General features: G+C 69.8%; 15 protein-coding genes. 2 read left to right on the forward strand and 13 right to left on the reverse strand.

All coding sequences use genetic code 11. The features are described from left to right. Positions 1 to 4 precede the first annotated feature (4 nt). The 3 genes from ACMGEZ_RS12630 to ACMGEZ_RS12640 are packed head-to-tail and all read right to left on the reverse strand — an operon-like array spanning position 5 to position 2,867. Positions 5 to 226: a DUF2783 domain-containing protein gene (locus ACMGEZ_RS12630; protein WP_436822617.1), complete on the reverse strand. Its 222-nt coding sequence runs from the start codon at positions 224 to 226 to the stop codon at positions 5 to 7. Next, positions 223 to 1,884 carry an FAD-dependent oxidoreductase gene (locus ACMGEZ_RS12635; protein ID WP_436822618.1) on the reverse strand — a complete coding sequence of 554 codons (1,662 nt, stop codon included), beginning with the start codon at positions 1,882 to 1,884 and terminating at the stop codon, positions 223 to 225. The genes ACMGEZ_RS12630 and ACMGEZ_RS12635 overlap by 4 nt, the downstream gene beginning before the upstream one ends. Before the next feature lie 23 nt (positions 1,885 to 1,907). Beyond that, positions 1,908 to 2,867 (reverse strand): MBL fold metallo-hydrolase, encoded by a 960-nt coding sequence (locus tag ACMGEZ_RS12640; protein WP_436822619.1) that lies wholly within the window; start codon positions 2,865 to 2,867, stop codon positions 1,908 to 1,910. Positions 2,868 to 2,989: 122 nt separating this feature from the next. Between ACMGEZ_RS12640 and ACMGEZ_RS12645 the strand changes: the two genes are divergently transcribed. After that, positions 2,990 to 3,814: an IclR family transcriptional regulator gene (locus tag ACMGEZ_RS12645; protein WP_436822947.1), complete on the forward strand. Its 825-nt coding sequence runs from the start codon at positions 2,990 to 2,992 to the stop codon at positions 3,812 to 3,814. A 10-nt stretch (positions 3,815 to 3,824) separates the two neighbouring features. On the opposite strand, the gene ACMGEZ_RS12650 is transcribed toward ACMGEZ_RS12645, so the two are convergent. The 10 genes from ACMGEZ_RS12650 to ACMGEZ_RS12695 all read right to left on the reverse strand — a co-directional run bounded on the left by ACMGEZ_RS12650 (position 3,825) and on the right by ACMGEZ_RS12695 (position 12,887). Beyond that, positions 3,825 to 4,328: a GFA family protein gene (locus tag ACMGEZ_RS12650; protein ID WP_436822620.1), complete on the reverse strand. Its 504-nt coding sequence runs from the start codon at positions 4,326 to 4,328 to the stop codon at positions 3,825 to 3,827. 46 nt (positions 4,329 to 4,374) lie between these two features. Then, positions 4,375 to 4,830, reverse strand: coding sequence for a YiiD C-terminal domain-containing protein (locus ACMGEZ_RS12655; RefSeq protein ID WP_436822621.1), 456 nt, complete (start codon positions 4,828 to 4,830; stop codon positions 4,375 to 4,377). Beyond that, on the reverse strand, positions 4,827 to 5,174 hold the full coding sequence (locus tag ACMGEZ_RS12660; RefSeq protein ID WP_436822622.1) for a GFA family protein: 348 nt from the start codon (positions 5,172 to 5,174) through the stop codon (positions 4,827 to 4,829). The genes ACMGEZ_RS12655 and ACMGEZ_RS12660 overlap by 4 nt, the downstream gene beginning before the upstream one ends. Before the next feature lie 255 nt (positions 5,175 to 5,429). After that, positions 5,430 to 6,899 carry a DUF1501 domain-containing protein gene (locus tag ACMGEZ_RS12665; protein ID WP_436822623.1) on the reverse strand — a complete coding sequence of 490 codons (1,470 nt, stop codon included), beginning with the start codon at positions 6,897 to 6,899 and terminating at the stop codon, positions 5,430 to 5,432. A gap of 10 nt (positions 6,900 to 6,909) precedes the next feature. Beyond that, positions 6,910 to 8,763, reverse strand: a complete 1,854-nt coding sequence (locus tag ACMGEZ_RS12670; protein ID WP_436822624.1) for a DUF1800 domain-containing protein — start codon at positions 8,761 to 8,763, stop codon at positions 6,910 to 6,912. 175 nt (positions 8,764 to 8,938) lie between these two features. Continuing rightward, the gene (gene pyrF, locus ACMGEZ_RS12675; protein WP_436822625.1) at positions 8,939 to 9,763 is read right to left on the reverse strand and encodes an orotidine-5'-phosphate decarboxylase; all 825 of its coding nucleotides are present in this window, start codon (positions 9,761 to 9,763) and stop codon (positions 8,939 to 8,941) included. 34 nt (positions 9,764 to 9,797) lie between these two features. Then, a complete protein-coding gene (locus tag ACMGEZ_RS12680) occupies positions 9,798 to 10,544 on the reverse strand; it encodes a uracil-DNA glycosylase family protein (RefSeq protein WP_436822626.1) in 747 nt (248 codons plus the stop codon). A gap of 10 nt (positions 10,545 to 10,554) precedes the next feature. Further along, complete coding sequence (gene rimI, locus ACMGEZ_RS12685) at positions 10,555 to 11,133, reverse strand: ribosomal protein S18-alanine N-acetyltransferase (protein WP_436822627.1); 579 nt, start codon at positions 11,131 to 11,133, stop codon at positions 10,555 to 10,557. 58 nt (positions 11,134 to 11,191) lie between these two features. Continuing rightward, the gene (tsaB, locus tag ACMGEZ_RS12690; RefSeq protein ID WP_436822628.1) at positions 11,192 to 11,896 is read right to left on the reverse strand and encodes a tRNA (adenosine(37)-N6)-threonylcarbamoyltransferase complex dimerization subunit type 1 TsaB; all 705 of its coding nucleotides are present in this window, start codon (positions 11,894 to 11,896) and stop codon (positions 11,192 to 11,194) included. A gap of 4 nt (positions 11,897 to 11,900) precedes the next feature. Further along, a complete protein-coding gene (locus tag ACMGEZ_RS12695; protein WP_436822629.1) occupies positions 11,901 to 12,887 on the reverse strand; it encodes a DMT family transporter in 987 nt (328 codons plus the stop codon). Positions 12,888 to 12,963: 76 nt separating this feature from the next. Between ACMGEZ_RS12695 and dacB the strand changes: the two genes are divergently transcribed. Continuing rightward, positions 12,964 to 14,394, forward strand: a complete 1,431-nt coding sequence (gene dacB / locus ACMGEZ_RS12700; RefSeq protein WP_436822630.1) for a D-alanyl-D-alanine carboxypeptidase/D-alanyl-D-alanine endopeptidase — start codon at positions 12,964 to 12,966, stop codon at positions 14,392 to 14,394. Positions 14,395 to 14,499 lie beyond the last annotated feature (105 nt).

Genomic DNA, 14,499 nt, shown 5'->3' on the forward strand with positions numbered 1-14,499 from the left:
CTCTTCAATTGCGGGGTGTGTCGCTCCGGGCGCTTCGCCCGGCGGCCGCGAGCGCGGCCTTCAGCACGGCCAGCGAGCCGATGTGGTTGGCCAGCACCAGCACGAGGCGCGCATTGAAGGCGTGGCTTTCCTCGGTGCTCAGGCCTTCGTGGGCGGCCAGCAGGGCTTCGTAGAAGTCGTCGGGGGCGTCCAGGTTCGGGGCGGTGATCAGCTCGTCCTTCTTCATGCGGGGCTCCTCGGGCTTTTGGCGAGGGCACGGTCGAAGGCCTCGCGCAGCGCCTGCGCCCCGGGCGCCCGCCAGCGGGCACAGACATGCTGGTCGGGGCGCAGCAGGTAGACGGTGCCCGGCCGCGCGTCGTAGCGCTGCGTGGCGAGATCGCCGGCGCCGCAGGCGGCCACGCGCACGACGTGCAGCGGCCGGTCGGCCTCGGCGATGGCGGCGAGGCTGCGCTCCGCCGCCTCGCCCTCGCCGAACACCAGGGCGGTAAAGCGGCCCGGCAGCGCGCGCAGCAGCCAGCCGGTGCTGCCGTCGGCGCGCACGATGGGTGCGTCGGCAGCCGGTGCGCCGGGCACCATCCGCCCTTCGAAAGCGTCCACGTCGGGCGTGTTCAGCGGCGAACCGTGCAGGGTGGTCGGGACCGAGAGCCGGCCGCTGTTGACCAGCGCGCGGGCGCAAGGCTGGGTCTTCGACAGCTCGAGCACCGCATCGCGGAACAGTCGGCTGACCTCGCTCTTGGGCGTGATGAAGTCGGTGGCGCGGGTGGAGTTGCGGATGTTCTCGTCGGCGGCGTACTCGCGCTCGCTGCCATAGCTGTCGAGCAGCGCATCGGGGGCCTCGCGCTTCACGACGGCCGCCAGCTTCCAGGCGAGGTTGTCGGCATCCTGCACGCCGGAGTTGGCGCCCCGCGCACCGAAGGGCGAGAGGCCGTGCGCCGAGTCGCCGGCGAACAGCACGCGGCCGTGGCGGAAGCGCTCCATGCGCTGGCACGCGAAGGTGTAGACGCTGGCCCAGCCGATGCTGAACTGGACACGCTCGAAGCCGATGCTGTCGAGCAGCGCACGCACGCGCGGGATGATGCGCTCGTGCTTGCGCTCCTCCACCGGGTCGGCATCCCAGCCCAGCTGGAAGTCCACCCGCCACATGCCGTCGGCCTGCTTGTGCAGCAGCACGCTCTGGTGGGGGTGGAAGGGCGGGTCGAACCAGAAGCGGCGCTCGGTCGGCAGGTCGGCATCCATGCTGATGTCGGCGATCAGGAAGCGATCGCGGAACACGCGGCCCTTCGCCTCCTGGCCCAGCAGCTGGCGCAGGTTGGAACGCGAGCCGTCGCAGGCCGCGACGTAGTCGGCGGCGAGCCGATAGTTGCCCTCGGGCGTCTCGATCTCCAGCAGCACGGTATCGGGCCCGTTGTCGATGCCCACCACCTTGTTGTTCCAGCGCAGGTCCACCAGCGGCAGCTCGGCGGCGCGCTCCGCCAGGTAGCCTTCGACGTAGTACTGCTGGAGGTTGATGAAGGCGGGCCGCTCGTGGCCGGCCTCGGGCAGCAGGTCGAAGCGGTAGACCTGCTCGTCCCTGAAGAAGACCTTGCCGACGTTCCACGACACGCCCTTGGCCACCATGCGCTCGCCGCAGCCCAGGCGATCGAAGATCTCGAGCGTGCGCTTGGCGAAGCAGATGGCGCGCGAGCCGGTGGAGAGGGTGCAGTCGTTGTCGAGCAGGACCACGGGCACCTGCTGCCGGGCGAGGTCGATGGCGAGCGCGAGGCCGACCGGGCCGGCGCCGACCACCACGACCGGGTGGCGCGCGGGCGTGGCGGCGTCCTGGTCGGGATGGTGGCGGTAGTCGAAGCGCAGCGATTGGTAATCGACGGGAGCAGTTGCGTCCACGGTCTTGCCTCCGTAGAGATGCCTCAGCCTTCGAGCGCCTTCCACATCTCGACGTCCCGCTCCGCCGTCCACACGCGCGGATCGCGGTGGCCGGAGGCCTCGTCGTAGGCGCGGCTCACGTCGAAGGGCATGCAGTGGTCGAAGATCACCCACTGGCTGTACTTGGGCTTCAGCTTCGCGTAGGTCTCCTGGTAGACGGCATTGAGGTCGCGCCCGGACTTCACGCCGGCCTGCACGCTCTCGTAGACGTCGGCGATGAAGCTGCGCGTGCCGGCCAGGCCCTTGGCCACCTCTTCCGGCGTGGTGAGCGCGGCACCGCGGCCGGGCACCAGCGCCTTGGGGCCCAGCGCGGCGATGTTGTCCAGCGTCTTCGGCCAGTCCTGGAAATAGGCGTCGCCGGCATAGGGCGTGGCATCGAACTCGACCAGGTCGCCCGACAGCAGGGTCTTCTCGCCCGGCAGCCAGACCACGGTGTCGCCCTTGGTGTGTCCGCGCCCGAGCTGGATGAGCTGGACTTCGAGCTTGCCCAGCCACACGGTCATCTTGCCGCTGAAGGTCATGGTGGGCCAGGTCAGGCCCGGCGGCACGGTCTCGACGTTCTGGAACAGGCGCGGGAAGCGGCCGATTTCGCTGGCCTTGTCGGCCTCGCCGCGCTCGACGATCAGGTCGTAGGTGTCCTGGCTCGCCAGGATTTCCTGCGGCTCGTAGGCGCTCGCGCCCAGCACGCGGACCGCGTGGTAGTGGGTGAGCACCACGTACTTGATGGGCTTGTCGGTCACCTCGCGGATGCGGCGCACCACATCCGCCGCCATGGCCGGCGTGGCCTGGGTATCGGCCACGAGCACGGCGTTGTCGCCAATGATGATGCCGGTGTTGGGGTCGCCCTCGGCCGTGTAGGCCCAGGCGTGTTCGGAGATCTGGCTGAAGGTGATCTTCTTTTCTTCCAGGTCGGCCTGGCTGGCGAAAACCTTGGTCTGGCTCATCGGGGGTCTCCTTGTGGAATTCGTCTAAGTTGAACTGATTCGCATGGAACGAACGAAGCGGAGTGTAGTCCGGCTTTCCGTTCATGTCTAATGCCTTCTGCATGAACAAACGCGAGACGGTCATGGCCACTGACAACAGCGATCGCGCGCAGCGCGGCATCCAGAGCATCGAGGTGGGCGGCCAGCTGCTGCGCGCACTGGTGCACCACGGCCGGTCGATGGCGCTGAAGGACCTGGCCAGGGAGGCCGAGATGTCGCCCGCCAAGGCGCACCCCTACCTGGTCAGCTTCAGCCGGCTCGGGCTGATCGAGCAGGACCGCGCCAGTGGTCACTATCTGCTCGGTCCGCTCGCCTTGCAACTGGGGTTGATCAGCCTGCAGCAGGCCGATCCGGTGCACGTCGCGACGCCGCTGGTGGCGGGGCTGGCGCAGGAGATCGGGCACACCACGGCCATCGCGGTGTGGGGCGACCGCGGCGCGACCATCGTGCGGGTCGCCGAATCGCCGGCCGCCCTGCACGTGAGCATGCGGCACGGCACGGTGTTCTCGCTGACCAGTACCGCCTCCGGCCGGCTCTTCGCCGCCTACCTCGAGGCCGACGAGGTCAGGGGCATGCTGGAGAAGGAGCGCCGGCGCGAAAAGGCCAGCGGCCGTCCGGAGCGCCATGTCGGCATGCCGCCGGCGCCGCCGCTGCCGGACTGGAAGGCCTTCGAGGCGCAGCTGCACGCGGTGCGCGAACACGGCATGAGCCGTTCCGACGGCGAGATCGTGCCGGGGGTGAGCGCGATGTCGGCGCCGGTGTTCGACCACACGGGCGCGATCGCGCTGGCGATCACGGCGATCGGGACCACGGCGGTCTTCGATGCCAGTTGGGAAGGTCCGGTCGCGCAGGCGCTGAAGCGCTGCGCGGGCGAAATCTCGCAGCGGCTGGGCGCGACGCCGCGCTGAGCGGCCCGCCTCAGCCGTCGGCTGCGGCGGCCCGTGCGGCCTTCAGCGCCCTGCCGCGTTCCAGGCTCTCGGCCGGCCAATGCTCCGCGCTGCGGTAGTACTCGGGCACGGCGGGCACGCCGGGCGGCAGTTGCACCCATGGCTGCTTCGACGAGGTGAAGATGTGGATGTCCGGCAGCAGGTGGTCCGGCATGTCGAGCGTGCCCACGCGCACGAAGCACACCGCATCGCCCGAGCCCGCGTAGTGGCTCCACAGCGCGATCCTGCAATGCGGGCAGCGCGCGATCTTCTGGCCCTTGCCGCTCAGCGAAGGCGTCAGCACCAGCTCGACCTCGCCCTGCAGCCGCTGCAGGCGGTCGGCCTCGATCATCGCGTTGATGGCAAAGGCGCTGCCGGTCTCGCGCTGGCACCAGCGGCAATGGCAGCAATGGACGAAGAGCGGCCGCGTCGTCACGCGGTAGCGCACGGCGCGGCAGGTGCAGCCGCCTTCGAGGGGGAAGGGAGGGGTCGTCATGGTCGGCGTACTGTGGCGCGGCGGCCGACGGAAGGCAACGGCCGTTTCAGGCTGCCAATGCGCCCAGCGCCACGAATTCGCCTTCGAGGCGGCCGACCTCGCGGCCGTCCTGCTCCAGCACCGCTTCGACCGCGATGCGACCGCGCCCCTTGCGCGTCAGCATGCGCAGGAAGGCCGGCCAGGTCTCGACCTCCTCGGGTATGGAGGATCGCGCCGTGAAGTCCCCGGTGATGGGCAGCCCATAGTCCATGCTGTTGCGCTGGATCACCAGCCGGCTTGCGATGCCGGCGCGCTGAAGCCGGGTGTGCAGCAGCGACCAGGCGGCGAGGATGGCCACTGCCGAAGCGCTGCCGCCGAACACCGTCTCGCGGTGATTGATGTTGGGCGCCAGTGGTGCCGCGAGCACGACGGCTGCCTCGTCGGCCATCAGCACGCTCACCTGCATGGCCTTCGACAGCGGGATGTGTGCGTGCAGGTAGGCCTCGAGCTCGGGGGGGTTCACTTCGAGCGCCCGTCGAAATGCTGCACCGGCACCGAGTCGAGGTCGATGCCCTCGAGGCACCGGATGTTGATGGCCGCCATCTTGTTGCCCTTTGGATCGGTGCCCTCGCCGAACGGGTGGATGCCGCAGACCGGGCAGAAGCGGTGCGAGATGACGTGCTTGTTGAACAGGTAGGTGCTCATGTCCTCGGGCGGGGTCTTCAGCACGAGCTGCTCGTGCGGCACGAACCACAGCAGGGAACCCTTGCGCTGGCACATCGAGCAGTTGCATGCCATCGCACCCTGGATCTCACCCCCGACCTCGAACGCGATCCGGCCGCAATGGCAGCTGCCTGTGTACTTCATCGGTTGTCTCCTTTAAGAACTTGGAGCGTCAGTTTGGCAGCGCCAAGTGCCCGTCGTGAACTGGGCACGCCCGCAACGCGGTCGTTCTTGATGATGTGCACGGGCTCGCGCTCAGCTTGCCCGAAGTTGTGGCCGATTCGGTTCTTCGTTTCCGTTGCTGTCACTCGCATGCCTGGCCCCTTCCGAAAGCCATCTTAGCAACCGTCCACGGACTCCCCTTGGCTGATCAACGCTCGGGCCGATGAAGTCGAGGCGTCAAATCATGAATCCGATGTTCTTCGGATAGTTGATCCCGTTCACGTTCCCGCCGAAGTTCCGGAGATTCGGCAGGATGTTCTCCAGGCTCCCGGCGGGCACGCCGAACCAGCTTGCCAGCGTCGCGCCGTACTGGTCGACCGAGGTCGAGGGGATCAGCCTGCCCTGCCCCACGTGGCCTTCGTAGCCGGGCAGCTTCGAGTCGTTGTTGATGCTGACGACCTGCGGCGTGCCGTAGATCTGCTTGCCCTTGACCGCACCGCCGACCACGAAGTGGTGCCCGCCCCAGCCATGGTCCGACCCGTCGCCGTTGGAAGCCAGCGTGCGGCCGAAGTCGGAGGCCGTGAACGCCGTGACCTTGTCGCCCAGGCCCAGCGCGACCGTCTCGCGGTAGAAGGCGGCCATGGCGTCGCTCAGCTGCTTCAACAGGCCGGGCTGGTTGGCGATCAGGTTGTCGTGCAGGTCGAAGCCGCCCATCGAGACGAAGAACACCTGCCGCCGGGTGCCCAGCGTGGCGCGGCCGCGGATCAGGCGCGCGACCATCGCGAGCTGCCGGCCGAGCCCGGTGTCCGGGAAGGTGCCGGTCGCGTAGGCCGCGCCGATGGCCGAGGTGACGCTGCCTTCGGCATCGACCGCGCGCTTCGTGATCCGGTTGTATTCGTTCTCCAGCGCGTGGCCGCGCGCCTGCTGCACGAGCTGCGCCATCGCGGCCTTGACCGAGCTCGAGCCGTACACGTTGCCGCCCGTCACGCTGCCGATCCTGACTGCGCCGCCGGTGCTGACCTGGTACTGCAGGGCCGCGTCGCCCGAAAGGAACACCGCGTTGCCGGCAACCGACATGCAGGTGAACAGCGCGTTGCTGTTCTGCGTGAGCATCAGGTCGCCGATGTTGCCGCCCCAGCCCACGGTCGAGCCCTCGGGCGAGGAGGACTGCCAGGTCGACTGCTGGTCGTTGTGCGAGAACAGCTTCGGCGGCTGCGGGTAGAGCTTCTTGTTGCCGTTGTTGAACTGGGCGCGCGTGAGCGGCACCACCAGCGGGCCGACGTTGAGCTGCACCGCCATCTTCGCGTCGGTGTTGAACAGGCCCGCCAGCGCGCTCATGGCCGGGTGCAGCGCGTACTGCCGCCCGTCCGCCAGCGGCGTGCTCGGGCTGAGCAGCGTCGGCACGAGATCTGCCTTGGCCAGTGCGACGCCTCCGGCCGCCTGGCCGGCAGCGCCGCCGCGGATCGCGCTGTAGGCGTTGTAGCTGGGGTCGTCGTAGGTGACGACGGTGTTGGCGTAGTCGTTGCCGCCGAACAGGAAGACGCACACCAGCGCCTTGTAGTCGTCGCCCGGAGCGGCCTGCGCGGCCGCCTCGCCGATGGCGGCGAGGTTGAGCGCGAAGGGCAGCGCGCTGCCGGCCATGGCGAGCTGGCCCGAGCGGCGCAGGAAGGCGCGGCGGGTATGGGCCTGGGGATCGATGAGGTGCATCGCGCTTTCCTTATTTCTGGACCAGGTAGCCCGGCGCGGCCATCACCATCAGCACGGCGGCGTACACCCGGTTGTTCTTGAGGGTGTCGCTGCTGGCCGCGGTGACGGCCGGCGTGGCCAGGGCGTTGGTGATCAGCTCGACGGTGCCGGCGTCGAGCTGGTTGGCCGACATCAGCAGGTTGAGGCGGCGCACCAGCGCGGCCGGATCGAGCACCAGCGCCTTCTCGGCCGCATAGCTCGCGATCACGTCCCTGCCGTTGAAGCCGTTGGGCACGACGTTCTGCATGAAGTTGAGATAGCCGCCCACGCTGGTCTCGTTGACCAGCTGGAACTCGGGCGCGACCAGCCTGGCATTCGCCATCGCGCTGGACGGCGGCACGTAGCCTGGCCGGAAGAAGTTGAAGACCGAGGGCGAGCGCAGCGGGCTCTGGCCCAGCGAACTGGCCGCATCGGAGCGGTTGCCGATCTTCCAGGTGCCGGCCGTGGAGCCGGCGCCGAAGGTGCGCCCCCACTGCACCAGCCGCAGCATCGGCTCGCGAAGGTGGCCGAAGTTCGGGTCCGCAAGGCCCGCGGGGCTGCGGGCCTCGTTGTCGAGCAGCACCGCGGCGAACACGCTCTTCATGTCGCCGCGCATGCCGGCGCCGTTGTCGGCGAAGACATCGGACACGCGCTTCACGTAGGCAGCGCTCGGATTGCTGGTGACCAGGCGCTGGATCAGCTGCCGGCCGATGAAGGGCCCGACATTGGCATGGTTGAACAGCGTGTCCAGCGCGATCTTGAGCGCGGCCCTGCCCTCGGTGTTGGCAGGCACGGTAGCGCCGAGGAACTTCGCCTCCAGCATCGAATGGCGCGAGGCGGTGAGCGCCATGGGCCGCTGGGTCCAGGCGTTGCTCTCGATGGTGTAGCTCTCGCCCGGCGGAGCGAAGGCGTTGCGCTCGGCGGCGGGGATGTCGAGGTCGTAACCGGTGAACACGCGAGCCAGGTTGGTGACGTCGTCCTGGGTGTAGGACTCCAGGGGTGCACCGTCGGCGCCGGTCTTGACCGAGCCATCGACATTGAGCTGGTAGAGGCCGATGCTCATGAGCTGCATGACCTCGCGCGCATAGTTCTCGTCCGGCTGGCGGCCCTGGGCGTTCTCCTTCTGGTTGCCCTTGGTGTTGAGGTAGTAGCCCATCGCCGGGTTGAGCGTCACGTTCTCCAGCAGCTGGCGGAAATTGCCGGTGACGCCCGCGACCAGCATGTCCCAGTACTGCGCGAACATATAGGCGGTCCAGTTGGAGCTGACGTCGTTGGCCGAGACCACGAAGATCTCCGACAGCGCCAGCGCCAGGCGCTTGCGCACGCCGTCGGCCGAGGTCATGAGCTGGCTCCAGATCATGTCGTCGGTGTTGACGCTGCCATAGGGCTTGCTCGCGATCCAGGCCCAGCCGGTCTGCGTGGGCGCCCGGTCCATCTGCTCGCCGAGCCAGGGCAGGTAGCCCTGGGTACGCACCGCGGCGATCTCGGCTTCGGAGGCGGAGAACTGCGCCTGCAGCAGGAAGCGCGCGGCCTCGTCGTCGGTCTTGGCCTGGGTGTAGACGTAGGTCTGTGCGCTCGGCGTGCTGGCCAGTGGCGTCAGGGTGCCGGCCTGGACCGTGTCGCCGCTGCTGCCGCTGTCGCCGCCGCCAAATGCGGCGAAGCCGCCTCCACCGCCGCCACCCCCGCCGCCGCAGGCTGCGAGCGCCGCCGCAGCAGCCAGTGCAGTGGCCAGCGGCAGGGGGTTGCGCGGTCCCGTCGTGGCCGCAGGACTGTCTGCACGCGCTTCAGGCGCGCGCAGCGGCTCGTCGATCGCCCCAACGCGATCGGTCGCTAGATCTTCCACCATGAATTCCTCGCTCCTCGGCGCTTGACGCCTGGCCCTTCAAGGCAATTGCCATGCCGGCCCACTGACCGCACGCAGGAGCCATGAAGGCGAGGAACATCGACAACAATTGTTCCGAAATGTGACTTTTTTCGTCACCGGACACAATTGATGCTTGTCGGCGCTGACGAGGATGGCTTCAGTTTTTCGCTTGTTCGAGGCGGTCGCGAGTACGAATGGCCTCATCCCGTGCGGCCTGCGCGAAGTCCTCGCCGGCCGACGCGTAACAAATGGCGCGGGAGGAGCTGACCACGATCGGCGCATCGGTGCGCCAGCCCGCACGCACAGTGGCGACCGCATCGCCGCCCTGGGCGCCGACGCCGGGAATCAGGAGCGGCACGGTCGGCGCCAGCGCGCGCACCCGCTCGATCTCGGCCGGGTAGGTGGCGCCGACCACCAGGCCCAGCTGGCCGTTCAGGTTCCAGGGGCCCTGCACCAGCTTCGCGATGTGTTCATACAGGAAGGGCTGGCCTTCCACGCCGGCAAGGCGCTGGGCCTGCAGGTCGTCGCCGCCCGGATTGCTGGTGCGGCACAGCAGGAAGGCGCCCTTGCCTCCGTGGCGCAGGTAGGGCTCGACCGAATCGAAGCCCATGAAGGGGGAGAGCGTGACCGCGTCGGCGCCATAGCGCTCGAAGGCCTCGCGCGCGTACTGCTCCGCGGTGGAGCCGATGTCGCCGCGCTTGGCGTCGAGGATCACCGGCACCTCGGGCGCGTTGCGGCGCAGGTGCTCCATGAGTTTTTCGAGCTGGTCTTCGGCGCGGTACGCGGCGAAGTAGGCGATCTGCGGCTTGAAGGCGATCGCCAGGTCGGCCGTGGCATCGACGATGGCGGCGCAGAAGTCGTAGATCTTGCTGGCATCGCCTTTCAGTCGGGCGGGGAACTTGGCGGGTTCGGGATCGAGGCCGACGCACAGCAGCGAGCCGTTGCGGCGCTCGGCGGCGCGCAGCTTGTCCAGGAAGATCATGGGGCGGAATTCTAGGCGCCGACCCGGCAAGCGCTCAGTTCGGCGGCGGCAACTGTGCCGCGGCAAGGCACAGGTCGGCCCAGGCGCGGGCCTTGTCCGCCGGATTGCGCAGCAGGTAGGCCGGGTGGTAGGTCACGACAAGGGGAACGTCCTCCCACCCAGGCATGGCGATGCGCGCAGGCTGGCCGCGCAGCCGGCCCAGCGGCTCGCCGCTTTGCAGCAGGCTCTGAGCGGCCAGCGGCCCCATCGCCAGCACCACCTGGGGCGTCGGCGCCGTATCGGCCAATCCCTCCGCGATGGGACGCGGGCTGCCCGGCTGGCCCGAGGCCACCCCGCGGTGGGTGCGCATCAGGCGCACGGGCGAGGCGCCGCCATGCAACTGCAGCGCGCGCAGCATGGCCTCCAACAGGCGGCCGGCATCGCCGGCGAAGGGCTCGCCATGGCGGCCGTCGAGCTCGGGCGGCATGTCGGCGACGATCAGCCAGCCGCCGGCCGCTTCGGGGCCATAGAGATGGCGCGTGGCCTCGATCAGCACGCTCGCGCCGGAGGGCGCGGCCAACGGGCGGGCCGCGACGGGAGGCGCGGAGATCGGCGCCGGCGCCGGCGGCGGCACGACGGCGCGGGCGGCCACCGGCGCAGCGACGGATTCCTCTTGCGCGCTGCGCGGCGAAGGCGCTTCCGCCGGCGCGTCGCTGGGCGCCGCGGCGGGCCACCAGAGCTTGACGCCCATCTCGTCGAGCATCGCGCGCTGCCGCGCATCCAGGTTCAACGTGCCGTCCATGTCTTGTCTTCTACTTCAAGCTGCCCCAGGCGCTGCTGGATTCATTGAGGCGCAGGCTCATCACCACCGCGTCCTCGCGTGCATGGCCTTCGGCCGGGTAGTAGCCCTTGCGCACGCCCACGCGCCGGAAGCCGTGGCGCTCGTAGATGGCCAGTGCCCGCAGGTTGCTGGCCCGCACCTCGAGCCAGAGCCACTGCGCGTTCTGGCCCCGCGACCAGCCCGACAGCGCCTCCAGCATCAGCGGCGCCCAGCCCTGGCCCTGGAAAGCCGGCGCCACGGTGATGTTGAGGAGGTGCACCTCGTCGACGCCCTTCATGGCGACGAAATAGCCGATCAGCGACTCGCCGCCGGTCTGCCCCGCCAGCCGGCTCCAGAGTGCGCGCGGCCGCCGCGCCGGCGCGGCCTCGTCGGTCAGGGCGGGCGGGGCCACGAGGCATTGGCAGTGATAGCCCGCGATGATCGAATCGCTGAAGTTGGCCGGCGTCCAGGGGTGGGTGTAGGCGCTGCGTTCGATCGCGCACACGGCCGGTATCCGCTCGATCGTGATCGGCTCGAGGCGGGCTTCACGCGGCTGCAGGACGGCGCTCATTCGATAACCTCCGCCCTGCGGGCTGCGGTGCTATTCGCCTTAGGAACGGCCGTGCGGCTCATGTCGACTGGTTGGTTTGTGCCGCCTTGAGGGCAGCGCGCTCTTGGGTGGTTTGTGCAACTTTATCGCGAACATACAGCGGCCACGCCTGCGCTGGCGGGACGGCCCGCCCGGCAGCGAGCAATTCAGGGGCCAGCCGGAGCATCGCCTCGGCGGCGGGCAGCGCCTCGTGGCACGCCGCGGCGGGCGGCAGGCGTCCGCCGTAGGCGGTGAAGACGTTCCCGGCGAGCGCCCAGCCCGGCGGCACCTGCACCTGCTCGGGCGCCAGCAGCCGTGGTTCGGCATCGTTTCCTGCGGGTTGCTCGAAATCGTAGTGCGCCGCATAGAGCTCATCCATGCGCGCATCGAGCAGCGCGACCACGCGCGTGGCGCCGAAGCGGTGGCGCGCCTCTTCCGCCACAGCATGCAGGGTGTCGACGGGCAGCAGCGGGACGCCGGCGCCGAAGCCCAAGCCTTGCGCGACCGAGCAGGCGGTGCGCAAGCCGGTGAAGGAGCCCGGCCCGCGCCCGAAGGCGATCGCGTCGAGTTCGGCCATGGCCAGGCCGGCTTCGGCGAGCAGTTCCTGGATCAGCGGGATCAGGCTGCTGGAGGCCTGGGCGCCGCCAGGGCCGTTGCGCGAGACCACGCGCTCGCCGCGACCCACCGCGACCGACAGCCACTCGGTGCTGGTGTCGAAGGCCAGGAGCTTCGTCTCTGCCGCCATTGCATCACCCTCGTGCGGCGGCCGCCGCGGCCACACCGCCCGTGCGCATGCGCTGCACGCCGAACACGATGCCCGCGGTCACGAGCAGCAGCCCCGCCACCAGATTCCAGTGCAGCGGCTCGCCCAGGAAGACGACGGCCCCCAGCGCCGACAGGCCCGGTACCAGCGCGGTGATCATGGTCGAGCGCACCGGCCCGAAGTACTGGATCATCCGGGTGAAACTGATGCCCGAGATGACCACCGAGCCCACGCCCTGGAACAGCATCTGGAAGGCGATCTCGCCGACCGGCGCACTGGCCAGCCGGCTCGCCACCACGCCGATCCCGGCCAGCAGCGCATAAGCCGGCACGTAGGTGAGGAAGGCGAACACGGTAATGGCAATCGTGGCGCGCACCGCCTCGAGCGCGTGGCGGCGCACCATCACGCTGTAGCAGGCCCAGCAGAAGGCGGCGCTCATGAACAGCAGATCGCCCTTCCAGATCTGGCCGCCCTCGAAGGCGTGCAGCAGGCTGGCGCCGCCGACGAGCAGGTCGCCCAGCACGATCAGCCCGAGACCGACCAGGCGTGCCGGCGTCAGGCGGTCGCGCAGCACCACGGCCGCGAGCAGCGCCGTCCACAGCGGCAGGCTGCCGGGCATCAGCACCGAAGCATGGGTGGCCGGCGCATAAAAGAAGCCGGTGTAGGCGAGCAGGGCGTAGGCGAGGCCGCCGAAGATGCCGGTCGCCACGGTGGCGCGCAGCGGGACCGGCGACAGGCCGAAGAGCGAGCTGCACCCCGGATCGCTGCGGCGGGTCCGGGCCACCAGCCAGGCGCCCCAGGGCACCAGCACCAGGCTGGCGCCGCAGATGCGGGCGAAGGTGATGTCGAAAGGTGTCAGCGAGCCGCCGGCGGAGGCCCGCGCGATGACGATGAATGCGGTCCAGACCACGACGGTGACGATCGCCGCGCCGATGCCGAGGGTACGGGGGGAGAAACGGGCGGCGGCGGGCATCGCGCGATTATCCCGGGCCGGCCATGCACCGCGCTTTCGGGGGCCTATGCGGGCCGGGGCTCGGGATAATCGCGCGATGCCTCCCGCCCCGAGACCCCTGGCGCCGCGCGCCGTCCGCCTGTTCATCCTGCTGGCCGCACTGGCTTCGGCGCCCGCCCTGGCCCAGCCGCTCCCGGCCGAGGTGGAAGCCGCGCTGGCCCGCGCCCGGGTGCCGCGCGACGCCGTCACGCTGCTGGTGGCCGACGCCGAGGGCGTGCGACCCCCGCGGCTCGCCTGGCGCACGCAGGTGCCGGTGAATCCGGCCTCGGTCATGAAGCTGGTCACCACCTACGCCGCGCTCGACCTGCTGGGCCCGGCCTTCACCTGGAGCACGCCGGTGTACGTCGACGGACCGGTACGGGACGGCGTGCTGACCGGCAATCTCTACATCCAGGGCCAGGGCGATCCCAAGCTGGTCCTGGAGCGCCTCTGGCTGCTGCTGCGGCGGGTGCAGGGGCTGGGCATCCACACCATCGCCGGCGACATCGTGCTGGACCGCAGCGCCTTCGAGGTGGCCGACACCGATCCGGCCGCTTTCGACGGCGAAGGCCAGCGGCCGTACAACGCCGCGCCCGATGCGCTCTTGATCAACTTCAAGTCGGTGGTCATGACCTTCCAGCCGAACCGCGATGGGCAGACCGCGCAGGTCAACTTCGAACCCTTCCTGAGCGGCGTGAGCACGCCCTCCACCGTGCCGCTTTCGGCCGGCGAGTGCGGCGACTGGCGTGCCGCGCTGGCGCCGGCCTTCGGCGATCCGGCCCGGATGGGCTTCGCGGGCAGCTACCCCGCGGCCTGCGGCGAGAAGACCTGGGCGGTGGCCTACGCGGACCCGCGCAGCTATGCGATGCGCGCGGTCGGCGGGATGTGGGCCGAGATGGGCGCACGGTTGAAGGGCCAGGTGCGCGAGGGCCCCGTGCCGCGCGGTCTCCAGCCGGCCTTCGTGTTCGAGTCGCCGCCGTTGGCCGAGGTGGTGCGCGACATCAACAAGTACAGCAACAACGTGATGGCGCAACAGCTGTTCCTCACGCTCGGGCTGCAGCAGAAGCGGCGCGGCACGCTGGAAGGTGCGCGCGCGACGCTGCGCCAGTGGTGGAACGATCGCATCGGCACGGGCGAAGGCCAGCCCGTGTTCGACAACGGCTCGGGCCTGTCGCGCGAGGAGCGCATCAGCGCGGCGGCGCTCGCGAAGATGCTGCAGGTGGCCTGGCGCTCGGCCCAGATGCCCGAGCTGGTGTCCTCGTTGCCGGCCATGGGCGTGGACGGCACGCTGCGCAAGCGCGTGCTGCGCTCGGGCGGCGCGGCCCACCTGAAGACCGGAACCCTGCGCGACTCGTCAGGCATCGCCGGCTACGTGCACGGCGCCAGCGGCAGGCGCTGGGTGGTGGTCGCGATCGCGAACCATGGCAGCGCGGGCGCCGCGCGGCCGGCCTTCGATGCGCTCGTCGACTGGGCGGCGCAGGACAACTGAGCACGCCCGTCGCCCAGGTGACGGAGCGTCGCCGCGGATCGGGGTTTCCCTTGTCTTGCTCGGAAGAGGGCAAGCCTAGGATCGGGCGCCCCTTTCCCTCTTGAC

The sequence above is a fragment of the Variovorax stachyos genome (assembly GCF_051400855.1).
GTDB lineage: Bacteria > Pseudomonadota > Gammaproteobacteria > Burkholderiales > Burkholderiaceae_C > Variovorax.